This window comes from Pseudomonas sp. NPDC077408, assembly GCF_050269105.1.
Taxonomy (GTDB): Bacteria; Pseudomonadota; Gammaproteobacteria; order Pseudomonadales; family Pseudomonadaceae; genus Stutzerimonas.
In genome coordinates, this window is record NZ_JBNNHS010000003.1 from 1 (window position 1) to 24,026 (window position 24,026).

The 24,026-nt window shown below is 58.1% G+C and carries 25 protein-coding genes and 1 tRNA gene; 12 read left to right on the top strand and 14 right to left on the bottom strand.

Translation table 11 applies throughout. The features are described 5' to 3' along the window. Nucleotides 1-432: transposase (locus tag ACQKEK_RS09375; RefSeq protein WP_499167598.1), on the top strand; the 432-nt coding region annotated here is incomplete at its 5' end. A 61-nt stretch (nt 433-493) separates the two neighbouring features. Here ACQKEK_RS09375 and ACQKEK_RS09380 read toward each other — a convergent pair. Beyond that, on the bottom strand, nt 494-2,719 hold the full coding sequence (locus ACQKEK_RS09380) for an NADP-dependent isocitrate dehydrogenase (protein ID WP_499142261.1): 2,226 nt from the start codon (nt 2,717-2,719) through the stop codon (nt 494-496). A gap of 366 nt (nt 2,720-3,085) precedes the next feature. Here ACQKEK_RS09380 and icd point away from each other — a divergent pair, with 366 nt between their 5' ends. Beyond that, nucleotides 3,086-4,342: an NADP-dependent isocitrate dehydrogenase gene (icd, locus tag ACQKEK_RS09385; protein ID WP_064482494.1), complete on the top strand. Its 1,257-nt coding sequence runs from the start codon at nt 3,086-3,088 to the stop codon at nt 4,340-4,342. Between the two features lie 58 nt (nt 4,343-4,400). Here the strand turns inward: icd and cspD are convergent, their stop codons facing one another. Then, a complete protein-coding gene (gene cspD / locus ACQKEK_RS09390; protein ID WP_045426519.1) occupies nt 4,401-4,658 on the bottom strand; it encodes a cold shock domain-containing protein CspD in 258 nt (85 codons plus the stop codon). A 213-nt stretch (nt 4,659-4,871) separates the two neighbouring features. On the opposite strand from cspD, the gene clpS reads away from it, so the two are divergent. Together clpS and clpA are read left to right on the top strand one after the other, a co-directional pair. After that, nucleotides 4,872-5,234: an ATP-dependent Clp protease adapter ClpS gene (gene clpS, locus ACQKEK_RS09395; RefSeq protein ID WP_499142263.1), complete on the top strand. Its 363-nt coding sequence runs from the start codon at nt 4,872-4,874 to the stop codon at nt 5,232-5,234. Between the two features lie 28 nt (nt 5,235-5,262). Beyond that, entirely contained in the window at nt 5,263-7,533 is a 2,271-nt protein-coding gene (gene clpA, locus ACQKEK_RS09400) for an ATP-dependent Clp protease ATP-binding subunit ClpA (protein WP_128121200.1), read from the top strand. A gap of 180 nt (nt 7,534-7,713) precedes the next feature. Here the strand turns inward: clpA and infA are convergent, their stop codons facing one another. From infA to trxB, 4 genes are all read right to left on the bottom strand, one after another. Next, on the bottom strand, nt 7,714-7,932 hold the full coding sequence (gene infA / locus ACQKEK_RS09405) for a translation initiation factor IF-1 (protein ID WP_002553999.1): 219 nt from the start codon (nt 7,930-7,932) through the stop codon (nt 7,714-7,716). Between the two features lie 99 nt (nt 7,933-8,031). After that, the gene (locus ACQKEK_RS09410; protein ID WP_128121201.1) at nt 8,032-8,739 is read right to left on the bottom strand and encodes an arginyltransferase; all 708 of its coding nucleotides are present in this window, start codon (nt 8,737-8,739) and stop codon (nt 8,032-8,034) included. 52 nt (nt 8,740-8,791) lie between these two features. Next, the gene (gene aat / locus ACQKEK_RS09415) at nt 8,792-9,472 is read right to left on the bottom strand and encodes a leucyl/phenylalanyl-tRNA--protein transferase (RefSeq protein WP_499142266.1); all 681 of its coding nucleotides are present in this window, start codon (nt 9,470-9,472) and stop codon (nt 8,792-8,794) included. A 44-nt stretch (nt 9,473-9,516) separates the two neighbouring features. Then, nucleotides 9,517-10,464, bottom strand: a complete 948-nt coding sequence (trxB, locus tag ACQKEK_RS09420; RefSeq protein ID WP_499142268.1) for a thioredoxin-disulfide reductase — start codon at nt 10,462-10,464, stop codon at nt 9,517-9,519. A 213-nt stretch (nt 10,465-10,677) separates the two neighbouring features. Between trxB and ftsK the strand changes: the two genes are divergently transcribed. The 6 genes from ftsK to cysG all read left to right on the top strand — a co-directional run bounded on the left by ftsK (nt 10,678) and on the right by cysG (nt 18,400). After that, a complete protein-coding gene (gene ftsK, locus ACQKEK_RS09425) occupies nt 10,678-13,080 on the top strand; it encodes a DNA translocase FtsK (protein WP_499142269.1) in 2,403 nt (800 codons plus the stop codon). 15 nt (nt 13,081-13,095) lie between these two features. Next, nucleotides 13,096-13,722 (top strand): outer membrane lipoprotein periplasmic chaperone LolA, encoded by a 627-nt coding sequence (gene lolA / locus ACQKEK_RS09430; RefSeq protein ID WP_499142271.1) that lies wholly within the window; start codon nt 13,096-13,098, stop codon nt 13,720-13,722. A gap of 75 nt (nt 13,723-13,797) precedes the next feature. Then, on the top strand, nt 13,798-15,123 hold the full coding sequence (locus tag ACQKEK_RS09435) for a replication-associated recombination protein A (RefSeq protein ID WP_127839505.1): 1,326 nt from the start codon (nt 13,798-13,800) through the stop codon (nt 15,121-15,123). Beyond that, entirely contained in the window at nt 15,120-15,494 is a 375-nt protein-coding gene (gene crcB / locus ACQKEK_RS09440) for a fluoride efflux transporter CrcB (RefSeq protein ID WP_499142272.1), read from the top strand. The genes ACQKEK_RS09435 and crcB overlap by 4 nt, the downstream gene beginning before the upstream one ends. A 69-nt stretch (nt 15,495-15,563) precedes the next feature. After that, nucleotides 15,564-16,844, top strand: coding sequence for a serine--tRNA ligase (gene serS, locus ACQKEK_RS09445; protein WP_128121205.1), 1,281 nt, complete (start codon nt 15,564-15,566; stop codon nt 16,842-16,844). A gap of 158 nt (nt 16,845-17,002) precedes the next feature. Next, nucleotides 17,003-18,400 carry a siroheme synthase CysG gene (gene cysG / locus ACQKEK_RS09450; RefSeq protein ID WP_499142273.1) on the top strand — a complete coding sequence of 466 codons (1,398 nt, stop codon included), beginning with the start codon at nt 17,003-17,005 and terminating at the stop codon, nt 18,398-18,400. A 30-nt stretch (nt 18,401-18,430) separates the two neighbouring features. Here the strand turns inward: cysG and ACQKEK_RS09455 are convergent, their stop codons facing one another. The 7 genes from ACQKEK_RS09455 to ACQKEK_RS09485 form a co-directional block, all read right to left on the bottom strand. Next, nucleotides 18,431-19,429 carry a glutathione S-transferase family protein gene (locus ACQKEK_RS09455; RefSeq protein WP_499142275.1) on the bottom strand — a complete coding sequence of 333 codons (999 nt, stop codon included), beginning with the start codon at nt 19,427-19,429 and terminating at the stop codon, nt 18,431-18,433. An 84-nt stretch (nt 19,430-19,513) separates the two neighbouring features. Then, nucleotides 19,514-20,494, bottom strand: coding sequence for a glycosyl transferase family protein (locus ACQKEK_RS09460; protein WP_499142276.1), 981 nt, complete (start codon nt 20,492-20,494; stop codon nt 19,514-19,516). Further along, complete coding sequence (locus tag ACQKEK_RS09465; RefSeq protein WP_499142916.1) at nt 20,491-20,826, bottom strand: TusE/DsrC/DsvC family sulfur relay protein; 336 nt, start codon at nt 20,824-20,826, stop codon at nt 20,491-20,493. The genes ACQKEK_RS09460 and ACQKEK_RS09465 overlap by 4 nt, the downstream gene beginning before the upstream one ends. Beyond that, nucleotides 20,823-21,125: a sulfurtransferase complex subunit TusB gene (gene tusB / locus ACQKEK_RS09470; protein WP_499142278.1), complete on the bottom strand. Its 303-nt coding sequence runs from the start codon at nt 21,123-21,125 to the stop codon at nt 20,823-20,825. Before tusB ends, ACQKEK_RS09465 begins: the two co-directional genes overlap by 4 nt. Next, nucleotides 21,125-21,484, bottom strand: a complete 360-nt coding sequence (tusC, locus tag ACQKEK_RS09475; protein WP_499142280.1) for a sulfurtransferase complex subunit TusC — start codon at nt 21,482-21,484, stop codon at nt 21,125-21,127. Before tusC ends, tusB begins: the two co-directional genes overlap by 1 nt. Further along, nucleotides 21,484-21,876: a sulfurtransferase complex subunit TusD gene (tusD, locus tag ACQKEK_RS09480; RefSeq protein ID WP_499142281.1), complete on the bottom strand. Its 393-nt coding sequence runs from the start codon at nt 21,874-21,876 to the stop codon at nt 21,484-21,486. The genes tusC and tusD overlap by 1 nt, the downstream gene beginning before the upstream one ends. Nucleotides 21,877-21,964: 88 nt before the next feature. After that, nucleotides 21,965-22,633 (bottom strand): Bax inhibitor-1/YccA family protein, encoded by a 669-nt coding sequence (locus ACQKEK_RS09485; RefSeq protein WP_045426571.1) that lies wholly within the window; start codon nt 22,631-22,633, stop codon nt 21,965-21,967. Nucleotides 22,634-22,761: 128 nt separating this feature from the next. On the opposite strand from ACQKEK_RS09485, the gene ACQKEK_RS09490 reads away from it, so the two are divergent. Together ACQKEK_RS09490 and ACQKEK_RS09495 are read left to right on the top strand one after the other, a co-directional pair. Further along, nucleotides 22,762-22,851: transfer RNA gene (locus ACQKEK_RS09490), tRNA-Ser, on the top strand. 184 nt (nt 22,852-23,035) lie between these two features. After that, nucleotides 23,036-23,260: a hypothetical protein gene (locus ACQKEK_RS09495; RefSeq protein ID WP_499142282.1), complete on the top strand. Its 225-nt coding sequence runs from the start codon at nt 23,036-23,038 to the stop codon at nt 23,258-23,260. A 323-nt stretch (nt 23,261-23,583) separates the two neighbouring features. Here ACQKEK_RS09495 and ACQKEK_RS09500 read toward each other — a convergent pair whose 3' ends face one another. Further along, nucleotides 23,584-23,832, bottom strand: a complete 249-nt coding sequence (locus tag ACQKEK_RS09500; protein ID WP_499142283.1) for a hypothetical protein — start codon at nt 23,830-23,832, stop codon at nt 23,584-23,586. Nucleotides 23,833-24,026: the final 194 nt, after the last annotated feature.

The following is a 24,026-nucleotide window of genomic DNA, read 5'->3' on the forward strand; positions in this document are numbered from 1 at the left end:
AGCGCAGAGGCTGTCGCTGAGCTGTACCTGGAGCGCTGGGAGATCGAGTTGGGCTTTCGAGACATCAAAAGCTCGATGCAACAAAACGCAGTGACACTACGCAGCAAGAAGATTGACCTGATTTATCAGGAGGTTTGGGGCCTGCTACTGGCTTACAACATCATTCGCAGGGAAGCGAGCCAGGCCGCAGTAGCCTTCGGTCGGGAGCCTTCAGATATAAGGTTCAAATCCGCCTGCCAGTACATCGCGGTGCAATTGATCGTCATGGCGGCGGCCAATCCGGTTTCGGTAACGGGAAGAAGGCTGGCTGAATTGCGGGGAGGTGTCGCAGGGCTGTTTCTGGATCACCGCCCAAGGCCTGGGAGGCCAAGGACGGTGAAGATTTCCAAAACCCGGTATCCGGTGGATCGTAAGGCTGCTCCGCTTAAGTGAACAGCATTACGGCCTAGCGCCGGGGTTTCTTTTTTTCATGCAGCAGTACCACCAACGAAGATCAAGCCAGGGCGGCGAGCGCGGCGTTGAATGTTGCGCTAGGACGCATCGCTTTGCTGGTCAGCTCAGGATTGGAGCGGTAGTAGCCGCCAATCTCCACGGGTTTGCCCTGAACCTCGGCCAGTTCAGCGAGAATGGCTTGCTCGTTGTCCTGCAGCTGCTTCGCCAGGGGCGCGAAATGGGCCTGCAGTTGAGCATCTTCGGTTTGTGCTGCAAGCTCCTGCGCCCAGTACAGCGCCAGGTAGAAGTGGCTGCCGCGGTTGTCCAGCTCACCGGTACGACGAGAGGGCGACTTGTTGTTGTCGAGCAGCTTGCCAGTGGCAGCATCCAGCGTTCTACCCAGCAGTTTGGCTTTGACGTTGTCGGTCTTGATGCCCGTCTCTTCCAGCGACACGGCCAACGCCAGGAACTCACCGAGCGAGTCCCAGCGGAGGTGGTTTTCTTCGATCAACTGCTGGACATGCTTGGGTGCGGACCCACCCGCGCCGGTCTCGTACATGCCACCGCCTGCCATCAAGGGAACGATCGACAGCATTTTTGCCGAGGTGCCGAGTTCCATGATCGGGAACAGGTCGGTCAGGTAATCGCGCAGCACGTTACCGGTCACGGAAATGGTGTCCTGGCCACGAATCAGGCGTTCCATGCTCACGCGGATGGCTTCGTTGTAGCCCATGATGCGAATGTCTAGCCCGCTCAGGTCATGCTCCTGCAGATAGGCTTCAACCTTCTTCTGCAGTTCACGATCGTGCGCGCGCTCTGGGTCAAGCCAGAAGATGGCCGGCGTGCCCGATTGGCGCGCGCGGGTAACGGCCAGCTTGACCCAGTCGCGAATCGGCGCATCCTTGGTTTGGCATGCGCGCCAGATGTCACCTTTCTCCACTTCGTGCTGCATCAGCACGGTGCCATCGGCCAGCACGACGCGCATGGTGCCGTCAGCTTGCATTTCGAAGGTCTTGTCATGGGAGCCGTACTCTTCGGCCTTCTGCGCCATCAGGCCGACGTTCGGTACGCTGCCCATGGTTACCGGATCGAAGGCGCCGTTGGTCTTGCAGAAGTTGATCATCTCCTGATAGATGCGGGCATAGGTGCTCTCTGGCATCACCGCCTTGGTGTCTTTCTGCTTTCCGTCTTTGCCCCACATCTGACCCGAGTTGCGGATCATGGCGGGCATGGACGCATCAACGATCACATCGCTCGGAATGTGCAGGTTTGTAATCCCTTTGACAGAATCCACCATCGCCATCTCAGGGCGCTCGGCATAGCAGGCGTGGATGTCGTGAAGGATCTCTTCCTGCTGGGAGTCGGGCAGCGACTTGATCTTGTCGTAGACGCTGCTGATGCCATTGTTTGGATTGACGCCCAGTTCTTTGAACAGCTCGCCGTACTTGTCAAAGACGTCCTTGTAGTAAACGCTAACGGCGTGGCCGAAGACGATCGGGTGCGAGATTTTCATCATGGTCGCCTTGACATGCAGGGACCACATAACGCCGGTTTCCTTGCAGTCCTGCAGCGTTTGCTCGAAAAACTCACGCAGCTTGTTGCAGCTCATGAACATGCCGTCGAGCACTTCGCCTTCCTGCAAGGCTAACTGCTTTTTGACTTCAACCTTGCCATCCTTGCCGACAAACTCGATCCGCACATCGCCGGCTGCTGCCATGGTGATGGACTGTTCGCTGGAGAAGAAATCGCCGCCGCGCATGTAGTCCGCATGCGACTGCGACGCCTTGCTCCACTTGCCCATTGAGTGCGGATGCTTGCGAGCAAAGGCTTTTACCGCTGCGGGGGCGCGTCGGTCCGAGTTGCCTTCGCGCAGAACCGGGTTGACGGCGCTACCGAGCACCTTGCTGTAACGCGCACGCACTTCTTTGTCGGCTTCCGTCTGCGGGTCTTCTGGAAAATTGGGAATGCCATAACCCAATGCTTGCAGTTCAGCGATGGCCGCCTTGAGTTGAGGCACGGAGGCGCTGATGTTGGGGAGCTTGATGATGTTGGCGTCCGGCTGATTAGTCAGCTCGGCAAGCTTGGCCAGGTCATCTTCAGCCGCTTTGTCGGCACCCAGTTGATCGGCAAAGCTTGCAAGGATGCGCCCTGCGAGAGAGATGTCACGTGTTTCGACGGCAATATCAGCGGAGGCGGCAAAGGCTTCTACAATGGGCAGAAGCGAATAGGTGGCCAGCGCCGGGGCTTCGTCGGTGAAGGTATAGATAATCTTCGAGCGGGTGGACATGTAGAGTTGACTCTCTCTTGCTGAGCGTGCACAGAACTTCGATTTGCGCAGGTAGGCGCCCTGGCTGCGTTAGCCGTGCCAGTTTCGAGGTTCGCCGCGATGATGTTGGATGCAGCACCACTGGAGTGTTGAGTATTTGACCGACCGGCTGCGGTTGGCAGCCTGGCGGTTCAGGGGCGAGGATCTCGTCGGAGATTAGCTGCCTCTCATGACTCGTTAGTCACCTAAGCAGTATATCACTGCCGCCCGTTGTCAAAGAATGCCCTGGCCATACGACGAACGAACATATGGTTTAGGCCGATTCAACTGGGTTACTCTTCGAAGATGACCACTGTTTAATGTTTAACCACAAAAACGGAGTCCAGCATGGGATACCAAAAGATCCAGGTGCCTGCCAGCGGTGACAAAATCACCGTCAATACCGATAACACCCTTAACGTACCCAACAATCCGATCATTCCTTATATAGAAGGTGACGGTATTGGCGTGGACATCAGCCCAGTGATGATCAAGGTAGTCGATGCTGCCGTAGAGAAGGCTTACGGCGGTGAGCGCAAGATCGCTTGGATGGAAATCTATGCAGGCGAGAAGGCTACGCAGGTGTATGACCAGGATACCTGGCTGCCCAAGGAGACGCTGGAGGTCGTGCGCGATTTTGTGGTGTCTATCAAGGGCCCTCTGACCACCCCGGTCGGCGGTGGCATTCGCTCGCTGAACGTTGCGCTGCGTCAAGAGCTTGATTTGTATGTCTGTCAGCGGCCGGTACGCTGGTTCACGGGCGTACCCAGTCCGGTGAAGAAGCCGGCAGATGTCGATATGGTTATCTTCCGCGAAAACTCCGAAGACATTTACGCGGGCGTCGAGTGGAAAGCCGGCTCGCCAGAGTGCGAAAAAGTCATCAAATTCCTCACTGAAGAGATGGGCGTCAAGAAGATCCGCTTCACTGAAAACTGCGGTATAGGCATCAAGCCGGTGTCGTTGGAAGGGACGAAGCGGTTGGTGCGCAAGGCGCTGCAGTATGCTGTAGATAATGATCGGCGCTCAGTCACCATTGTCCACAAAGGCAATATCATGAAGTTCACCGAGGGCGCATTCAAGGAATGGGGCTACGAGGTGGCGCGTGATGAATTCGGCGCCGAGCTACTGGACGGCGGTCCATGGATGCAATTCAAAAACCCTAATACGGGCAAGAACATCGTCGTCAAAGACGCCATCGCCGATGCGATGCTGCAGCAGATTCTGCTGCGTCCAGCCGAATATGATGTGATCGCCACACTTAATTTGAACGGCGACTACCTGTCAGATGCTCTGGCGGCTGAAGTGGGCGGCATCGGTATTGCTCCCGGGGCGAATCTCTCGGACACAATTGCCATGTTCGAGGCCACGCACGGCACGGCGCCGAAGTATGCGGGGCAGGACAAGGTCAACCCAGGGTCGTTGATCCTTTCGGCGGAAATGATGTTGCGTCACATGGGTTGGGTGGAAGCAGCCGACCTGATCATCAAATCGACCGAAAGCGCTATCGCCGCCAAGACGGTGACATACGATTTCGAGCGTCTGATGGACGGCGCCAAGCTGATGTCCTGCTCGGAGTTTGGTGATGCCATGATCTCCCACATGTAGTTTTTGAGGGAGCAACACAAAAAGGCCGATCAATGATCGGCCTTTTTGTTGCCTGGCATCAGGCGTCTACGGTCGAGCCCTGTGAGGCAGGTGCAACCGCCTCCGCAGTGGTCTGCAGCGACCGAATGTTGGTTGCGTGCAGGCCCTTGGGACCTTGCAGTATGTCGAACATGACCGCTTGCCCAGCTTTCAGAGTTCTGTACCCTTCCATTTGAATGGCAGAGTAATGGGCGAACAGGTCCTCATCGCCGCCGTCTGCTACGATAAATCCATAGCCTTTAGCGTTGTTGAACCACTTGACCTTACCGCTTAGCATGCTGTTATCCCTCTGCAAAGGAGTCCATCACTGGAGTAACATCCATTTCATTCCGCGCTGATGCAGCACATGGCCCACATGCGCAGCCCGTTGCCGTTGTGGCACATACTGTTTGTATCATCGTTTTGCCGATAGTCAAGGCGACTCGTCAGGTGGCTGTGAAGCCCTTCTATTTACCCGGCCTCGGCGCCCCGATCTAGAACTGTTATACGCATGCGTGCATTTCCAGAGATTCGACTAATATTCAATCAAGATCGTCCGAAGACATCGGACGACGACTCCTCTGGCCTGGCGGTCGAAGAAGCCAAGCCGCAGCTGAAGGCACCACCGATGTTCAAAGTTGTCATGTTTAATGATGACTACACGCCGATGGATTTCGTCGTGGAGGTGCTGGAAGGAATTTTCAATCACAATCGGGAGCTAGCCACCAAGATCATGCTGGCGGTTCATACCGAAGGGCGAGCCGTTTGTGGCGTCTACACTCGCGACGTCGCTGAAACCAAAGCAATGCAGGTCAATCAATATGCAAGGGAATGCCAGCATCCTTTGCTTTGTGAGATCGAGAAGGACGGTTAACCCGACTGCTGGGTAAGAGGTGAAAGCTATGTTGAACCGTGAGCTCGAAGTCACTCTGAATCTGGCTTTCAAGGAGGCACGTACCAAGCGTCATGAGTTCATGACGGTTGAGCACCTTCTGCTAGCCCTGCTGGACAATGAAGCGGCCGCAACGGTGTTGCGCGCCTGCGGAGCCAGCCTCGATAAACTGCGTCATGACCTACAGGAGTTCATCGACTCCACTACGCCTCTGATTCCGCAGCACGATGACGAGCGTGAAACACAGCCGACCCTAGGCTTCCAGCGCGTATTGCAGCGGGCGGTGTTCCACGTTCAGAGCTCGGGCAAGCGTGAGGTCACTGGCGCCAATGTGCTGGTTGCGATTTTCAGTGAGCAGGAAAGCCAAGCGGTGTTTTTGCTCAAGCAGCAGAATGTTGCTCGCATCGACGTCGTCAATTACATCGCGCACGGCATATCGAAAGTGCCGGGTAATGGCGGCAATGCCGAAAGCGATTCGGAAATGCAGGACGAGGAGGGCGGTGAGTCCTCCGCAGCCGGAAATCCACTCGACGCCTATGCAAGCAATTTGAATGATCTGGCGCGTCAAGGCCGTATCGACCCATTGGTTGGGCGTGAACATGAGGTCGAGCGGGTCGCGCAAATTTTGGCGCGCCGTCGCAAGAACAACCCATTGCTGGTCGGAGAGGCGGGTGTTGGCAAAACGGCCATTGCCGAGGGTCTGGCTAAGCGCATCGTCGACAATCAAGTGCCTGAGCTGCTGGCCGATAGCGTGGTTTATTCGCTTGATCTTGGCGCTCTATTGGCCGGTACTAAATACCGCGGGGATTTCGAAAAAAGATTCAAGGCGCTCCTGAATGAGCTTCGTAAGCGCCCCCAGGCTGTTCTCTTTATTGACGAGATCCATACGATCATCGGCGCGGGGGCGGCGTCTGGCGGAGTGATGGATGCTTCCAATCTACTCAAGCCGCTGCTGTCGTCTGGCGAAATTCGGTGTATTGGTTCGACTACCTTTCAGGAGTTTCGCGGCATCTTCGAAAAGGATCGTGCACTGGCGCGCCGCTTCCAGAAGGTCGATGTCTCAGAGCCGTCGGTTGAAGACACCATCGGTATCCTGCGCGGGTTGAAGGGACGTTTCGAGCAGCATCACAAGATCGAATATAGCGATGAGTCGCTGCGCGCTGCGGCAGAGCTGGCATCCCGCTACATCAATGACCGTCATATGCCGGACAAGGCTATCGATGTAATCGATGAAGCCGGTGCATATCAACGGTTGCAGCCCGAAGATAAGCGCGTCGCTCGTATTGAGGTCGAGCAGGTCGAAGATATCGTAGCGAAAATCGCGCGCATTCCTCCTAAGCACGTCAGCACCTCAGACAAGGAGCTGCTTCGTAATTTGGAGCGAGACCTGAAGCTGACGGTGTTCGGTCAGGATGATGCTATCGATTCACTTGCTACTGCGATCAAGCTGTCTCGTGCAGGGCTCAAGGCTCCGGACAAGCCTGTGGGCTCATTCCTCTTCGCCGGTCCGACAGGGGTTGGTAAAACAGAAGCTGCTCGCCAGCTAGCGCGGGCTCTGGGTATCGAATTGATACGCTTCGACATGTCCGAGTACATGGAGCGTCACACTGTGTCTCGGCTCATTGGTGCACCGCCAGGCTACGTTGGCTTTGATCAGGGTGGCTTGCTGACCGAGGCGATAACCAAGCAGCCACACTGCGTTCTGCTTCTGGATGAAATCGAGAAGGCGCATCCAGAGGTCTTTAACCTGCTATTGCAGGTCATGGATCATGGGACGCTGACTGATAACAATGGCCGCAAGGCCGACTTCCGTAATGTCATCATCATCATGACGACGAACGCCGGTGCAGAAACCGCAGCGCGGGCTTCGATTGGGTTCACCCACCAGGATCATGCGTCAGACGCGATGGAGGTGATCAAGAAGAGCTTCACGCCTGAGTTCCGCAACCGCCTGGATACGATCATCCAGTTCGGCCGTCTTAGCCATGAGGTTATCAAGAGCATCGTTGACAAGTTCCTCATCGAGCTACAGACGCAGCTCGAGGACAAGCATGTCACGCTCGAAGTGTCCGATGCTGCACGCGGCTGGTTGGCTGAGCGCGGCTACGACGTGCAAATGGGTGCGCGACCAATGGCTCGGCTTATTCAAGACAAGATCAAGCGGCCACTGGCTGAGGAGATCCTGTTCGGTGAACTGGCCGAACACGGCGGTGTAGTGCACATCGATATTCGAGATGGCGAGCCCTACTTTGACTTTGAGACGTCTGTCGAGTTGGCTTAACGCATTGAGGATGGAGCAAAAACGCCCGGCATCGCCGGGCGTTTTTGTCTGATCAGGCTGGCGAAGCGCAAAGCTGCACTACCCAGCGCTTTGCATCTTGCCGATTGAGACGATCAAGGTCGTGGCATGAGCGCAAACAAAAAAGCCCGGACTATGCCGGGCGTTCATGCTCGCGTCCTGTCAGCGGGCGCGGTAGGTGATGCGGCCTTTGCTCAGGTCGTAAGGCGTAAGTTCCACACGAACCTTGTCACCGGTAAGAATCCGGATGTAGTTCTTGCGCATCTTTCCGGAGATGTGCGCAGTAACGACGTGCCCATTTTCCAACTCCACACGAAACATGGTGTTAGGCAGGGTGTCGACGACAGTACCTTCCATTTCGAAGCTGTCTTCTTTCGACATTCAGTAAAACCCTCGGCGTCCAATGATAGACCCGGTACGAAGAATGCCCGGGTAAAAGCGGCAAGTATTGTGCCTGAAAGGGCCCCGAGAGCCAAGGGCTCAGGTTAGAGTTATCCAGCGCTGGTTAACCAACAGCTCAATCGGTCTATATTCGGTTTTGTAGTTCATTTTGCGGCAGTTTTTGATCCAGTAGCCTAGGTAGATTGCTTTCAGCCCGAGTCGGGCCGCTTCACCAACCTGCCAGAGAATCGCAAAGCGACCAAGGCTACGGCGTTCCTCGCTGGGATCGTAAAAGGTGTAGACGGCGGACAGTCCATTGGGCAGCAGGTCGGTCACTGCCAGAGCGAGCAGGCGGTCCTCCAGGCGGAACTCGTAGAAGCGAGAAAAGGGCAGATCACGGACCAGGAAAGTATGGAACTGATCTCTGCTTGGCGGATACATGTCCCCGTCAGCATGGCGCTGTTCGATATAGTTCGCGTAGAGCGCATAGTACTCTTCGCTGAACGACGGACGGACGTCGGTCACGGTTAGGTCGGCGTTGCGCTTGAGGATGCGTTTCTGCTGCCGATTGAGCTGTAACCCGTCGGCCGGTATCCGCGCGGGAATGCAAGCTGTGCAACGTTGACAATGCGGGCGGTAGAGGTGGTCCCCGCTGCGGCGGAAGCCCATTTCGGACAGCTCTGCGTACACCTGTACGTCCATCGGCTGGCTGGGGTCGAGGAAGAGCGTGGTGGCCTGTTCGTCGGGCAGGTAGCTGCAGGCGTGAGGCTGGGTGGCGTAGAACTTGAGACGAGCCAGTGAAGTCATGGTCAGCTCTCGAAAATCTTGAAGTCAGTGTAGGTCAGCTTGGCTTCGTCGACTAGGACTCCCATCGGGCAGTACTGGGTTCATCCAGATAGCTGGCGAGCGTATTGGCGAAGGTTTGCCTGGGGACGGGTCTCGCACCAAAACTGGCCAGGTGTTGCGTGTGCATCTGGCAGTCAATCAGTTTGAATCCCCAGTCTCTGAGACGTTCCACTAGTGCCACGAATCCCGCCTTGGATGCGTCCGTCGTACGGCTGAACATCGATTCGCCGAAGAATAGTCGACCGATTGCGAGGCCATAGAGGCCACCGACCAACCGCTCGTCCTGCCAGACTTCGACTGAGTGAGCGATGCCGAGCCGATGCAGCTCCAGATAAGCGTCTTGCATCGGCATGGTGATCCATGTGCCGTCGGTGTAGTTGCGCGGTCCGGCACAACCTTCGATGACGTCTCGAAACGCTTGGTCGAAAGTAATGCTGAATGTTCCCTGCCGTAACTTCTTGCGCAGGCTACGTGCGACATGCAGCTCTTCGGGATAGAGCACGGTGCGCGGGTCGGGTGACCACCAGAGCAGCGGTTGCCCGTCCTGATACCAAGGGAAGCAGCCATGACGGTAGGCCGCCAGCAAGCGTTCAGGCGATAGATCGCCTCCTGCAGCGAGAAGCCCGTCGGGCTCGCGCATGGCTTTTTCGAGCGGGGGGAACGACAAGTTGTCGCGCTGCAGCCAGGTCAGCATATCGATAGCCACTGGGCGGATGGGGGCATCCGCCCTGAGAAGGGTTACAGGTCCAGAAACTTTTCGGCATCGAGCGCGGCCATGCAGCCGGCGCCGGCCGAAGTGATGGCCTGGCGATAAACGTGATCGGCCACATCGCCTGCAGCAAATACGCCTGGGATGGTGGTGCTGGTAGCATCTCCCTCGTTGCCGCCCTTGATGACGAGGTAGCCGTCTCTCATCTCAAGCTGGCCTTGGAAAAGATCTGTGTTGGGCTTGTGCCCGATAGCAATGAAGACACCTGCCAGTTCAAGGTTCTGCTCCTCGCCGGATTCGGTGCTCTTCAGTCTTACGCCCGTTACGCCACTCGCATCACCAAGCACTTCTTCCAGGGTGTGGTTCCAATGCAGGCGAATATTGCCGTTGGCTGCCTTCTCCATGATCTTGTCCTGCAAGATCTTCTCGGAGCGAAGCTTGTCGCGGCGGTGGATCAAGTGAACTTCCTTGGCGATATTCGAGAGGTACAGCGCTTCTTCCACAGCGGTATTGCCGCCACCGATCACCGCCACAACCTGGTTGCGGTAAAAGAACCCGTCACAGGTGGCGCATGCCGACACGCCACGTCCGGCGAACGCTTCCTCTGAGGGCAAGCCGAGGTACTGGGCAGATGCTCCGGTGGCGATGATCAACGCATCGCAGCTGTAGGTTGCGCTATCGCCCTTGAGAATAAAGGGCCGCTGCTGCAGTTCAGCTGTGTGGATATGGTCGAACACGACTTCGGTGTCGAAGCGCTCTGCGTGTTTCTGCATCCGCTCCATCAGCGCTGGGCCAGTCAAACCTTCGACGTCTCCCGGCCAGTTGTCGACCTCAGTGGTGGTGGTCAGCTGGCCGCCGGGCTGAATGCCGGTGATCACCACCGGTTTCAGGTTGGCCCGGGCTGCGTATACGGCCGCGGTATAACCGGCCGGGCCCGAGCCGAGGATGATCAGACGTGAATGCTTGACTTCATTCATAAAAAGCCCTCATAAGCCTTTGTTGCCAATAGAGAAGCGTGCTCCAGTCGAGTCACGCTTTAAAAACTGGCGTTTATGCTACACCGAAGCACGGACAAAAGCCCAAGCCGGTACGGAACCGGCATGCCATGGAATCGACAAACCCGTACAATGTCCAGGTTCAGGCTGACTACGGTTCATAGAGCGCGCCGCGGGCGCAGGAAATAAAGCGTTTTGAAGAATACCTCCTCTACCGCGCCAGCTTCCGTCTGGCGACAGCAGTTGCATTACCGCCTCAAAGAAGGGGCATTGATCGCGCTCGGCGCGCTTTGTGCCTACCTCTGGATGGCGCTGCTTACCTACGATCCCTCCGATCCTGGTTGGACCCATACCAGCAACGTCCAGCAGGTCCAGAATGCCGCCGGCCGCGCCGGCGCCTGGTTTGCCGATGTGCTGTTCATGGCACTCGGCTACTTTGCTTTCCTGTTTCCGTTGTTGCTAGGCGTCAAGACCTGGCAGGTCTTTCGCGCACGGCACCAACCCTGGAGCTGGAACGGGTGGCTGTTTTCCTGGCGGCTTATCGGGCTCGTCTTCCTGATTCTTTCCGGATCTGCGCTCGCCTATATTCATTTTCAGTTTGCGGACGGTTTGCCTGCTTCAGCGGGCGGCGCTTTGGGCGAAAGCCTGGGACAGCTCGCCGAGGCAGCGCTGAATGTTCAGGGCAGTACGCTGCTGCTGTTGGCATTCTTCCTGTTCGGTTTGACGGTGTTTACGGACCTTTCATGGTTCAAGGTGATGGACCTGACCGGCAAGATTACGCTCGACCTGGTAGAGCTGATTCAGAGTTTCTTTAGTCGCTGGTGGTCCGCGCGTAACGAGCGTAAGCAGGTCGTTGCGCAGCTGCGCGAAGCCGATGATGTGGTAAACGACGTCGCCGGCTCGCTCCCGGATCACCGAGAGCGCGCCAAGGTCAAGGAACGGCTGCTTGAGCGCGAGGAGTCGTTGAGCAAACACATGAGCGAGCGCGATAAGCGCCCGCCTCCAGTGATTCCTGCAGCTGCACCGCCCAAGCCGGTCGAGCAGAGCAAGCGAGTGCTGAAGGAAAAGCAGGCCAATCTATTCGTCGATCCGCTGATCGAAGGCAGCGTCCCGCCATTGTCGTTGCTGGACGTGGCGGAAAAGCAGCAGAAGCAGTACTCGCCAGAATCGCTCGAAGCCATGTCGCGGTTGCTGGAAATCAAGCTGAAGGAGTTTGGCGTTGAGGTCATCGTCGAGTCGGTTCATCCGGGCCCGGTGATCACTCGTTTCGAAATCCAGCCGGCCGCCGGGGTCAAGGTCAGCCGCATCTCCAACCTGGCGAAGGATCTGGCCCGCTCGCTAGCGGTTATCAGCGTGCGCGTCGTTGAGGTGATCCCCGGCAAGACTACCGTCGGTATCGAGATCCCCAACGAGGACCGGCAGATTGTTCGGTTCTCGGAGGTACTGTCGTCCGCGCCGTACGATGATGCCAAGTCGCCAGTCACCATTGCGCTTGGCCACGACATCGGCGGCAAGCCGGTGATTGCTGACCTGGCAAAGATGCCGCACCTCCTGGTTGCCGGTACCACCGGTTCGGGTAAGTCGGTCGGCGTGAATGCGATGATCCTGTCGATTCTTTTCAAGTCCACGCCGGAAGACGCGCGGTTGATCATGATCGACCCGAAGATGCTTGAATTGTCGATCTATGAAGGCATCCCGCACCTCTTATGTCCGGTCGTGACCGACATGAAGGAAGCGGCCAACGCGCTGCGCTGGAGCGTCGCCGAAATGGAGCGGCGATATAAACTGATGGCGGCCATGGGTGTACGTAACCTGGCCGGCTTCAACCGTAAGGTGAAGGAAGCGGAGGAGGCCGGTACGCCACTGACCGACCCGCTGTATCGCCGCGAAAGCATGGAAGACGAAGCGCCGCTGCTGAAGAAGCTGCCGACAATCGTGGTCGTGGTGGACGAATTCGCCGACATGATGATGATCGTCGGCAAGAAGGTCGAAGAGCTGATTGCACGTATTGCCCAAAAGGCCCGGGCGGCAGGTATCCATCTAATCCTGGCGACCCAGCGGCCGTCGGTGGATGTGATCACCGGCCTGATCAAGGCCAACATTCCGACCCGAATGGCGTTTCAGGTATCAAGCAAAATCGACTCGCGGACCATTCTCGACCAGGGCGGTGCCGAGCAACTGCTTGGCCACGGCGACATGCTTTACTTGCCGCCGGGCACTGGGCTGCCAATTCGGGTCCATGGTGCGTTCGTTTCCGATGAAGAGGTGCATCGTGTTGTCGAGGCCTGGAAGGCTCGCGGTGCCCCGGACTACATCGAAGAGATCCTGGTCGGCGTGGAAGACTCGGGAAGCGGCTTCGATGGTGGAGGCGAGGGTGGCAGCGGTGAGGACAGTGAAGACGATCCGCTTTACGATGAGGCGGTACGCTTCGTCACTGAAAGTCGCCGGGCTTCCATCTCTGCCGTCCAGCGCAAGCTCAAGATCGGCTACAACCGCGCCGCACGGATGATCGAATCCATGGAAATGTCGGGCGTCGTGACCTCTATGAACACCAACGGCTCGCGCGAAGTGCTCGCGCCGCCTCCTACCCGCGACTAGGTCGCCGAGGGCTTCATGCAATTGATTCGTGCGTTGTTTGCATCCGCTCTGCTGTTCACACTGGTTCCGGCTTACGCTGACCAGGCTGCCTCTGTGCAACGCCTGACCGGCCTGCTGCAGAGGGCTGAAACCTTGACCGGCCGCTTTTCCCAGCTGTCTCTGGATGGCACCGGAACCCAGCTGCAAGAGACCTCCGGTGAGATGGCGCTCAAGCGTCCGGGCCAGTTTCGTTGGCATACCGATGAACCGATGGAGCAGTTGCTGGTTTCTAACGGTAAGAAAGTCTGGTTGTACGATCCGGATCTTGAGCAAGTCACCATCCAGACACTCGACCAGCGCTTGACCCATACCCCGGCATTGCTGTTGTCGGGCGATGTATCGGCAATCAACGAGAATTTTGAGGTGTCGCACCAGGAGGCGGGGGAAGTGGTCGATTTCACGCTCAAGCCGAAAGCCAAGGACACGCTGTTCGACAGCCTTCGTCTGTCGTTTCGTGGTGGCGTGATCAACGACATGCAAATGGTTGACGGCGTTGGCCAACGCACCAACATCCTGTTCCAAGGCGTCAAGTTGAACCAGCCACTCAAGGCCGAGCTGTTCACCTTCGAAGTGCCCGATGGGGCCGACGTCATCTCCGAGTAACAGGCATTCGCTTTTCCGTTTACCCACACGGCTTGCTTTCCCGCAGGCCGTTTGCATCAGAGGCTTCCGTCGCCGATGGACCTGTTCAGCCGTGAACCTGTCGCTCAACCTCTAGCCGCACGCCTGCGCGCCGCCAGCCTTGACGAATATGTTGGGCAGGAGCACCTGTTGGCGCGTGGCAAACCGTTGCGTGAGGCGCTGGAGCAGGGTGCGTTGCACTCGATGGTCTTCTGGGGGCCGCCGGGAGTCGGCAAGACCACCCTAGCGCGCCTGTTGGCCAAAGTATCTGATGCGCACTTCGAGACCGTCTCGGCGGTGCTGGCTGGCGTCAAGGAGATTCGCCAGGCCGTGGAGATTGCAAAGCAGCAAGCGGCCCAATACGGACGGCGTACGATCTTGTTCGTTGACGAGGTGCATCGCTTCAACAAGTCTCAGCAGGACGCTTTTTTACCCTACGTTGAAGATGGCACGCTGATTTTCATCGGTGCCACCACCGAAAACCCGTCGTTCGAGCTTAATAATGCCTTGTTGTCGCGTGCCCGGGTCTATGTGCTAAAGAGCCTCGACGAGGCTGCGCTACGCAGGCTGGTCACGCGCGCATTGACCGAGTCTAAGGGATTGGGCGACCTTCATCTGAGTCTGCCGGATGAGAGTTTTCAGATCCTCATGGCAGCCGCTGATGGTGATGGACGACGGCTATTGAACCTGCTGGAAAACGCCTCGGACCTGGCCGAAGAGGGCGGCGAGATCAGCGTCGAGCTGCTGCAGGATCTGCTGGGCGACAGCCGGCGGCGCTTCGACAAGGGGGGGGAGGCCTTTTACGACCAGATATCGGCTTTGCATAAGTCGGTCCGCGGTTCGAATCCGGATGCCTCGTTGTACTGGTTTGCCCGAATGATCGACGGTGGTTGCGATCCGCTGTACATCGCCAGACGTGTGGTCCGCATGGCCAGTGAAGAAGTTGGCAATGCCGACCCTCGGGCGCTGAGCCTGTGTCTGTCGGCTTGGGATGTGCAGGAGCGGCTGGGAAGTCCGGAGGGCGAATTGGCCGTCGCCCAGGCCATCGTCTACCTTGCTTGTGCGCCGAAGAGCAACGCGGTTTACAGCGCCTTCAATGCAGCGATGCGGGACGTTCGGGAGAACGGCTCGGCGGAGGTTCCGTTGCACCTGCGTAATGCGCCGACCCGGCTGATGAAAGAGCTGGGTTACGGCAACGAATATCGCTACGCCCATGATGAGCCTGACGCCTACGCTGCGGGTGAGGACTATTTTCCAGAAGCAATAGAGCCGCGCCACTATTACGACCCCGTACCGCGTGGTCTGGAGAGCAAAATCCGCGACAAACTTGAGCATCTGGCACGTCTCGATCAGCAAAGCCCGCGGCAGCGGAGAAAAACATGATTCGCATGGTTCTGGCCGTGGCCGCCGGCGGTGTTGTAGGTACGCTGATCAGATTCGGCGTCTCGACATGGGTCTCCGCTCAGTGGCCGAGACACTTTTTCTTCGCAACCCTCGCAGTGAACCTGCTTGGCTGCCTGCTTATTGGCTATCTGTACGCCTCTTTCCTGCACCGCCCCGAACTGTCCCCGGAGATGCGCAGCGGATTGATCGTTGGCTTTCTCGGTGCGTTAACGACGTTTTCCAGCTTCTCGCTGGACGGTTTGCGCCTGCTGGAAAGCGGCCAACCCGCGACAGCTTTCGGTTACATAGGCGTGAGTGTGCTCGGCGGTCTGTTGGCCGCTTGGCTCGGACTTACGCTTGGCAGGTTATGAACCTGGCCTGGATCACAGTAAACTTCGCTTCTTGGCCTTTCCTCAAAGCTTCCATAGACGAGACCCACCATGCTTGATTCGAAACTGGTACGCACACAGCTGCAAGACGTGGCCGACCGCCTCGCGACCCGCGGCTACCAGCTGGATGTGGCGCGTATCGAGGCGCTTGAAGCCCAGCGCAAGACCGTGCAGACCCGTACCGAGCAACTTCAGGCCGAGCGCAACGCCCGCTCCAAATCCATCGGTCAGGCCAAACAGCGCGGTGAAGACATTGCGCCGTTGCTCGCTGATGTCGACCGTATGGGCTCAGAACTCGAAGCCGGAAAGGTCGAGCTGGAAGGCATCCAGAGCGAGCTGGATCAGTTGATGCTGAGCCTGCCGAACCTGCCGCACGAATCGGTTCCAGTGGGCAAAGATGAAGATGAGAACGTCGAAGTTCGTCGCTGGGGTGCGCCCAAGACCTTCGACTTCGAAGTGAAAGACCACGTCGCATTGGGCGAGCAGCACGGCTGGCTCGACTTCGAGACCGCGGCCAAGCTATCCGGTGCGCGCTTTGCGCTGATGCGCGGGCCGATCGCCCGTCTGCATCGCGCCCTGGCGCAGTTCATGCTGGATCTGCACACCCGCGAGCACGGATACGAAGAGGCGTACACGCCGTATCTGGTCCAGGCCCCGGCGCTGCAGGGTACCGGCCAGCTTCCGAAGTTCGAAGAGGACCTGTTCAAGATCAGCCGTGAGAACGAAGCTGACCTTTATCTGATTCCAACCGCCGAGGTCTCGCTGACCAACATCGTGGCTGGCGAGATTCTGGATGCCAAGCAGCTGCCGATGAAATTCGTCGCGCATACGCCGTGTTTCCGCAGCGAAGCGGGCGCTTCTGGCCGTGACACCCGCGGAATGATCCGTCAGCACCAGTTCGACAAGGTCGAGATGGTTCAGATCGTCGAGCCGAGTCAGTCGTTCGAAGCGTTGGAAGGCTTGACGGCGAACGCGGAGAAGGTACTGCAGCTGCTGGAATTGCCGTATCGCGTTTTGGCGCTGTGCACGGGTGACATGGGCTTCGGTGCGACTAAGACCTACGATCTCGAAGTCTGGGTGCCGAGTCAGGACAAGTATCGTGAAATCTCTTCCTGCTCTAACTGCGGCGACTTTCAGGCGCGCCGCATGCAGGCACGCTACCGCAACCCGGAAACGGGCAAGCCCGAACTGGTCCATACACTGAATGGCTCCGGGCTGGCCGTAGGTCGTACGCTGGTCGCAGTGCTGGAGAATTACCAGCAGGCCGATGGCAGCATCCGTGTGCCGGCAGCACTCAAGCCCTACATGGGCGGTATCGAAGTGATCGGTTGATCCTGCGATAGCGTGCCGACGCAGTGCAGAGAGACGGGTGATGTGCTTCGCAGGGAAAAGGCCGAACGAGCATCCGGACTCTCTTGATTCTCGACAAGGGCCATCACAGACATAAGGTTTGAGATGGCTCTATCTCATATTGTCACCAGGACGGGTCCATGGATTTTTTGCCGCTTTTCCACAATCTGAAGGGCCGTCCGGTACTGGTCGTCGGCGGTGGGGAGATTGCACTGCGCAAGGCTCGCTTGTTGTCAGAAGCGGGCGCCGTGCTGCGCGTTGTCGCTCCGGAAGTAGAGGCGCAGTTGAGCGAGCTGGTAGCGCAAGGCGGCGGACAGACAATCATCCGAGGTTATCTCGCTGGCGACCTGTCAGGCTGCGTGTTAGCGATCGCTGCGACCGATGACGAGCCACTGAATGAGCAGGTATCCAAAGACGCCCAGGCGCTTGGCATGCCGGTCAACGTGGTGGATTCGCCGCAGCTGTGTACGGTGATTTTTCCGGCCATTGTTGACCGCTCGCCGCTGATGATCGCTGTTTCCAGCGGTGGTGATGCTCCCGTGCTGGCGCGCCTCATGCGCGCGCGCATCGAGACCTGGGTGCCCGCGGTCTATGGCGAATTGGCAGGCCTAGCGAAGAAATTCCGCAGTCAGGTCAAGGCCAAATTTGCAGACGTACAGCAGCGTCGTGTGTTCTGGGAAGAAGTCTTCCAGGGCAGCGTGGCGGAGCGTGCGCTCGCTGGTCAGGCGCAAGAGGCCGAGCGGCTCTTGGAGGAAAAACTGTCCGGTGCGGAGCCGAAAACCCTGGGCGAGGTCTATTTGGTCGGTGCCGGACCGGGCGATCCTGATCTGCTGACCTTCCGTGCCCTGCGCCTGATGCAGCAGGCCGACGTGGTCCTCTACGACCGCTTGGTAGCGCCCGCTATCCTCGACCTGTGCCGGCGCGATGCCGATCGCATTTATGTCGGTAAACAGCGCGCAGCGCATGCGGTGCCGCAGGATCAGATTAACCAGTTGCTGGTAACCCTGGCCAAAGAAGGCAAGCGCGTGTTGCGGCTCAAAGGCGGAGATCCGTTCATATTCGGGCGAGGCGGCGAAGAGATCGAAGAACTGGCGGCGCACGACGTGCCGTTCCAGGTCGTCCCCGGGATCACCGCGGCCAGTGGCTGCGCGGCCTATGCCGGTATTCCGCTGACCCATCGGGATCATGCACAGTCGGTACGCTTCGTGACGGGGCATTTGAAGGATGGCAGCTGCGATTTGCCGTGGTCAGAACTGGTCGCGCCCAGCCAGACGCTGGTGTTCTACATGGGGCTGGTCGGTCTGCCGGTTATCTGCCAACAGCTGATCGCACACGGTCGCGCTGCCGATACCCCCGCTGCCTTGGTCCAGCAGGGAACGACGATCAATCAACGAGTGTTTACCGGAACGCTCGCCAACCTGGCCGAGCGAGTGGCCAACGAACAGGTGCAGGCGCCAACGCTGGTCATCATTGGCGAGGTAGTGCAGTTACGCGAAAAACTTGCCTGGTTCGAAGGCGCTCAGAACCGCGACAGGTAACTATCGCGGCCGTCCGAGACGGTCGCGGCCTTAACGCGACCAGATCCCTTTCCCGGCCAGGCGATCCCGATCATGCGCGCGGTCCAGTGACAGCTCTGGGCCTTTGGGTACGATGCCGTTGCCGTTGATATGCCGGTGACTGGCGTAGTAGTGGTGCTTGATGTGGGTGAAGTCGACGGTCTCGGCAATCCCCGGCCACTGGTACAGTTCTCGTAGCCAGCTCGAAAGGCTGGGATAGTCCGCGATCCGTCGCAAGTTGCATTTGAAGTGACCGTGGTAGACGGCATCGAAGCGAACGATGGTGGTGAACAGACGCCAATCCGCCTCCGTCAGGTATTCGCCGGTCAGGTAACGATGCTCGTTGAGACGCTGTTCGAGCCAATCGAGTTCGGCGAACAATTCATCGAATGCTGCTTCGTAGGCCTTCTGCGTTGACGCAAACCCGGCCCGGTAGACGCCATTGTTGACGCGTGGATAGATGCGTTCGTTGAGGGAGTCGATCTCGGCACGTAGCGGCTCTGGGTAGAGATCCAGCCTCGAGCCAGTCAGATCATCGAAAGCGCCGTTGAAGATGCGAATGAGCTCGGCCGATTCGTTGTTGACGATGCGTTGCTCCTGCTTATCCCAAAGCACCGGAACCGTCACACGGCCGGTGTACTGAGCGTCAACAGTGGTATAGCGTTGATGCAGATAGCTTAGGCCATCCAGCGCATCGCCAGTCGAGCCCCGTTGCTTGTCGAACGTCCAGCCGTGCTCCGCCATCAGCCAGCTGACCACCGAAACGTCGATCAACGGCTCGAGCTGTTTCAGTTTGCGATAAATCAGGGTGCGATGAGCCCAAGGGCAGGCCAGCGATACATAGAGATGATAGCGACCAGCTTGTGCCTGAACGGCGGGGCGGCTATCTGGCCCTGGCGAACCGTCCGTGGTGACCCAGTCTCGCCGTTGGGCCTGCTCTCGCTGGAATTCCCCATCGTTACTGTTTTCGTACCAGCGGTCTTGCCACTGGCCGTCGACCAGAAGTCCCATGCTTACCTCCACGGTTTCGAATTAAAAACAGTGTAGGTGTCATGGCTCGATTGATGAGTCGTAAAGCCCGGTCAAACCAATCGTTCAGGTCGATAGATTCCGATGCGCCCAGAACTCACGAGCCTGATCGAACGCTGCTTCACGCGGGTGGCCAAGGCCTCGGAGTGCCAAGGCCATCGTCGCAACGACTGCAAGCTCGCCGTAGGCATCTTCGGCACCTTGCCAGACAGCAGCCAGATGCTGCGGATCGAGCTGCGCAGGTTTGACGTGACGTTGCGGAGACAGCGCCGGCCAGTCTTCGTCCCAAGACTCGCCCGCCTGGGTACCGTACAGGTGCGCAACGCCATCGGGGTTGACCTCGATCTCGCCCCCTTCGCCCTTGATCACGATTGAGGTATCGCCAAGTAGCCGACTGGCTTCCCTGTGATTTGCCTGATAGCCCGGGTGGAAAATGCTCTGCAGTCCGCAGCGGGCACACAGTGGATTGAGGATGCGAGCCAGCGAATGGATAGGGGAGCGCAGGCCGAGAATGTTGCGCTGATCGATCATGCGCTGAAGCCCAGGCATCCACGCACCGAGTGGCATGAAAGCGAGGTTGTCTTTATCCAAAGCATTGGCAGTTTCAGTCCAGTCGCGGCAACTAGCGATACCTATTAGTTCGAGCTGCTGCTCGGTATACATCCGCCCTGCGGTGTGCGCGCCACCGCCATGCATCAGAATCCGAATACCGTTTTGTGCCAGGCATTTCGCAGCAAGCAAATACCAGGGCAGATGACGCTTCTTGCCGGCATAGCTTGGCCAGTCAATATCCACCGCGATTGCTGGCGCTTGCAGGCGCTCGCGCACGGCTTCGGTGAATCCTGCCAGTTCTTCGGCACTTTCTTCCTTGTGCCGTAACAGCATGAGAAAGGCGCCGAGCTGCGTGTCTTCCGCTTTCCCGTCAAGCAGCATGCCCATGGCTTCGCGCGCTTCTTCGCGGGTCAAGTCACGGGCGCCGCGCTTGCCTTTGCCGAGAATGCGGACGAAGACGGCGAAAGGATGTTCGGCAGGGGTGACCAGGCTCATATGCAATTGCTCGGTTTCGGCAGGCCTGCCAGCTTTGCAGCCAGCTTGGCAGGGGTGCCTTTGAATAGGCGGTTCAGATGCATGCTGTTGCCCTTTTCCGGGCCAAGTTTCAATGCGGTGTACTTGATCAGCGGACGCGTTGCGGGCGACAGCTGAAACTCCTGATAAAACTCGCGCAGCACCCGGAGGATTTCCCAGTGTTCGGCTTGGAGAGTGATTCCTTCAGCGTTCGCCAGTGCTTCTGCGACCGGCTCGCTCCAATCGTCGAGATCAACCAGGAAGCCTTCCTGATCCACAGCAACGCTTATGCCGTTGATGATCACCCCGTTCATAGCCAAGAATTGGTCCGGTCATAATGACAGCAGAGCTCGACGAAGCCGTCATAGTCGATCTGCTGCAGGCGCGACGGCAGGGAGTTGATGCCACGGGCGGCCACGTCTTCGTCCAGCGCGAACAGTGCGATGCTCTCGGGCATCAGATCCAACGCTTTCCGCTGGGCGGTGCCGCCCTTCAGCGCATACACCGCATCCCCACAAAGCAACAGCGCATCGTCGGCATTGACTAGATGCAAGCAGCTGGCCAGGCGGCTATCTGCAAACGGGGAGTGTGAAAGCAGGTGGAGAGTTGCCATCAGAGCGTGATCACATGGTCGTAGCGGTTAATAAGGGCGCGCAGCCCGGCATCGTCCAATAACTCTACCGGCAGCGACAGCGTGGCCTCATCCAGCCCGCGCTCGCTGAGGCTGCGCTTGGCCGCGTACAGCGCGTCGATGTCAAACATGGGAAGCGCCTGCAGGTTGGCGGTCAGGTCCTTTTGCTGCAGCCGAGTGGCCTGCTGAGCAGGCACCAGCTGAAACACCCCGTCATCGAGAAACAACAGCCCGAGCGGCAATTCGAACGCGCCGCCGGCCAGAACGATATCCAGTGCCTCGCGTGCGGAAGGACCGGACCACGGCGACTGCCGCGTGATGATGAGCATCGAGCGCGCCATCAGTGACCTCCAAAGCAGACCAGGCGGTCGGCATGCTGGCTGGCTTCGTGCAGCTGCCCCAGACCGGACAGCTCCCAACCCGCTGCAAGGTTCGCTGCAGGGCGCTGGTGGCGTTTGGCTTCCTGTTCATCCAGTACGCCACGACGCAGACCCGCGGCGATGCAGACCACACCGTCGAGCCCGTGGAGGCTGATGAGTTGACGCCATTGCTCTGCGATATCCAGTTCGTCTTGCGCGGTCACCGTGTTGGCCGACGCGCTGTGTACACCATCCTGATAAAGGAACAGCCGGACAACCTCGTGACCGCCCGTCAGCGCCGCCTCGGTGAAACGCAAGGCGCGGCGTGAGGCGGGGGAGTGGGCGGGGGAAAACAGAGCAATTGCGAATTTCATGGGCCACCGTTGCATGACTGCCTGACATGATACGCCAGCTTTAGAAACGAAAAAGCCCGCCGAAGCGGGCTGATTCGATGGGTACTGATCAGTCGTCGCCACCCATGATGCCCATCAGCTGCAGCAGGCTGATGAACAGGTTGTACAGCGAAACGTACAGGCCGATGGTGGCCATGATGTAGTTACGCTCGCCGCCATGGATGATCGCGCTGGTCTGGTAGAGGATGCACACCGAAGAGAACAGCACGAAGCCGGCGCTGATCGCCAGTTGCAAGCCGCTAATCTCGAAGAAGAAACCAGCAACCATTGCGCCCAGCAGGACAAAGAAACCAGCGGTGATAAAGCCGCTAAGGAAGCTCATGTCCTTACGGGTGATCAGCACGAATGCCGACAGACCAAAGAACACCAGAGCGGTCATCGACAGCGCCGAGGCAATGAGCTCACCACCGTTGGCAGTGCCTAGGTACATGTTGAGGATCGGCCCCAGCGTGTAACCCATGAAGCCGGTCAAGGCGAAAGTCGAAAGCAGACCCCACGCGGAATTGCGTAGCTTCACGGTCAGGAAGAACAGGCCGTAGAAGCCAATCAGCACCACGAAGATGTTCGGGTAGGCTGCGTTGGCTTGCATCGCCATGTAGGCGACGAAGGCGCTGAAGCCCAGGGTGATGGCCAGAAGGCCGTAGGTGTTGCGCAAAACGCGGCTGACTTCCTTCTGTTCAACCTGCGTATGCGTAGGTGCGTACTGTTGCTTGAGCATGGCGACACTCCTGTAGATGTATTCAGCCTAAGGTGAATTGCCCCGGATCATAGCAGAGCTTTTGTTTCCGCCTAACGACAGTGTTTGACAGACTGTTTCGTTCGGGTACTATTGCGCCCGCTCTCTGCGGAGGAGTGGCAGAGCGGTTGAATGCAACGGTCTTGAAAACCGTCGAAGGGGAAACTCTTCCGTGAGTTCGAATCTCACCTCCTCCGCCATATCGCAAGCTGAAGGCCCCGTATTCCGGGGCTTTCGCGTTTCTCGCGTTCCGGTTTTTCGTCCGACCTACAATCTGACCCACAGCGCGGTAGGCGCTTCCTCGACGGCTGAGCAAGTCAGCAGCACTTTATCTGTGGTATCAGCTTGATATGACCAATGCTCGGTCGATCAAGGAAGGCGACAATGAAAACTGACGAAGAGCCGATCTGGTGGGTTTTGTACATCTACGCGGTGTTTAACGTCCTAGTCTGCGTTGTACGCCTAGTGTGCTATGGCGTGGCGTTATGGACTGCATTCAAAACCGACGGCAGCATCCTTGCCGGAATTTTCGTTGCCGTAATCGCCAGCATGATGAAGCCCATCAGCTATGGTGCGGACATGGCCGCTCATCACCGAAGAAACAGATAGCCCCGGCAACCGGGACGGGCTCCATGTCACTTTGGCAGCGGAATATCCGGGTCCGGCGGGAACGGCCCCAGCTTCTGACCGGACGGCAGCCATAGCAGATAGGCGCGCCAGCTATCCGTTACGCCGCCCTGGCAGTAAACAAGATATTCGCCCGACGCTCCGTGTTTGGTGCGGAATGCATAGCGTCCGCAGCCTAGGACCTGGTTGGCGATCAAGGCCCGGGTTATTTCCAAATGAAACCCTTCCCGCCAAGGCCCTGGATACCGTTCCGTCATGGTCAATTTGCGCGGTGACTCCGGCTCACTTTCGTCGCCGTGGTTCCATCAGAAGATCGCCCCGCCGATGAGCAGAACCCACGTCATTGCCGCCACCAGCATCTCTAGCCGGCTTAGCGGTTTGGCTACCGGAACGTTTATTCCTTCGTCGGTTGCAGCTTGCCCAGATTCGCCCGCTAACTGCCGCTGCCGACTTGCCGATAACGCCTCCGATATGAGCCGCCATATGACATACGCCAATACGGCGCCTATGCCGCCGAATGTAAAGATGAACAACCCCAGCAGTTTGCTATCCATTGCGCCCTTCCTATCCATGATGGCCGAACGATAGCCCCGCTGGTTGGTAACCGTCCAGCTCGTTGGCCACGGGGTAAGCCGTCTGGGTCGCTCTGGGTCCCATCTAGGCCATAGGCTCAACCGAGGGGACGCCGAGTCCCGGATTCCGAGAAGTTTGAATCGGCGCTATAGGCACCTTCCTCGAATGCCAATTC

What these genes read in the sequence shown, in the direction of transcription:
- clpS (WP_499142263.1), top strand. Translation starts at nt 4,872, where the DNA reads ATGCGTGCATTTCCAGAGATTCGACTAATATTCAATCAAGATCGTCCG.
- tusB (WP_499142278.1), bottom strand. Translation starts at nt 21,125, where the DNA reads ATGGCAACTCTCCACCTGCTTTCACACTCCCCGTTTGCAGATAGCCGC.
- clpA (WP_128121200.1), top strand. Translation starts at nt 5,263, where the DNA reads ATGTTGAACCGTGAGCTCGAAGTCACTCTGAATCTGGCTTTCAAGGAG.
- icd (WP_064482494.1), top strand. Translation starts at nt 3,086, where the DNA reads ATGGGATACCAAAAGATCCAGGTGCCTGCCAGCGGTGACAAAATCACC.
- ACQKEK_RS09495 (WP_499142282.1), top strand. Translation starts at nt 23,036, where the DNA reads ATGAAAACTGACGAAGAGCCGATCTGGTGGGTTTTGTACATCTACGCG.
- cspD (WP_045426519.1), bottom strand. Translation starts at nt 4,658, where the DNA reads ATGCTAAGCGGTAAGGTCAAGTGGTTCAACAACGCTAAAGGCTATGGA.
- ACQKEK_RS09380 (WP_499142261.1), bottom strand. Translation starts at nt 2,719, where the DNA reads ATGTCCACCCGCTCGAAGATTATCTATACCTTCACCGACGAAGCCCCG.
- lolA (WP_499142271.1), top strand. Translation starts at nt 13,096, where the DNA reads ATGCAATTGATTCGTGCGTTGTTTGCATCCGCTCTGCTGTTCACACTG.
- trxB (WP_499142268.1), bottom strand. Translation starts at nt 10,464, where the DNA reads ATGAATGAAGTCAAGCATTCACGTCTGATCATCCTCGGCTCGGGCCCG.
- ACQKEK_RS09435 (WP_127839505.1), top strand. Translation starts at nt 13,798, where the DNA reads ATGGACCTGTTCAGCCGTGAACCTGTCGCTCAACCTCTAGCCGCACGC.
- tusC (WP_499142280.1), bottom strand. Translation starts at nt 21,484, where the DNA reads ATGGCGCGCTCGATGCTCATCATCACGCGGCAGTCGCCGTGGTCCGGT.
- ACQKEK_RS09500 (WP_499142283.1), bottom strand. Translation starts at nt 23,832, where the DNA reads ATGGATAGCAAACTGCTGGGGTTGTTCATCTTTACATTCGGCGGCATA.
- infA (WP_002553999.1), bottom strand. Translation starts at nt 7,932, where the DNA reads ATGTCGAAAGAAGACAGCTTCGAAATGGAAGGTACTGTCGTCGACACC.
- ACQKEK_RS09465 (WP_499142916.1), bottom strand. Translation starts at nt 20,826, where the DNA reads ATGAACGGGGTGATCATCAACGGCATAAGCGTTGCTGTGGATCAGGAA.
- ACQKEK_RS09410 (WP_128121201.1), bottom strand. Translation starts at nt 8,739, where the DNA reads ATGACTTCACTGGCTCGTCTCAAGTTCTACGCCACCCAGCCTCACGCC.
- ACQKEK_RS09485 (WP_045426571.1), bottom strand. Translation starts at nt 22,633, where the DNA reads ATGCTCAAGCAACAGTACGCACCTACGCATACGCAGGTTGAACAGAAG.
- ACQKEK_RS09455 (WP_499142275.1), bottom strand. Translation starts at nt 19,429, where the DNA reads ATGGGACTTCTGGTCGACGGCCAGTGGCAAGACCGCTGGTACGAAAAC.
- serS (WP_128121205.1), top strand. Translation starts at nt 15,564, where the DNA reads ATGCTTGATTCGAAACTGGTACGCACACAGCTGCAAGACGTGGCCGAC.
- aat (WP_499142266.1), bottom strand. Translation starts at nt 9,472, where the DNA reads ATGCTGACCTGGCTGCAGCGCGACAACTTGTCGTTCCCCCCGCTCGAA.
- crcB (WP_499142272.1), top strand. Translation starts at nt 15,120, where the DNA reads ATGATTCGCATGGTTCTGGCCGTGGCCGCCGGCGGTGTTGTAGGTACG.
- tusD (WP_499142281.1), bottom strand. Translation starts at nt 21,876, where the DNA reads ATGAAATTCGCAATTGCTCTGTTTTCCCCCGCCCACTCCCCCGCCTCA.
- cysG (WP_499142273.1), top strand. Translation starts at nt 17,003, where the DNA reads ATGGATTTTTTGCCGCTTTTCCACAATCTGAAGGGCCGTCCGGTACTG.
- ACQKEK_RS09460 (WP_499142276.1), bottom strand. Translation starts at nt 20,494, where the DNA reads ATGAGCCTGGTCACCCCTGCCGAACATCCTTTCGCCGTCTTCGTCCGC.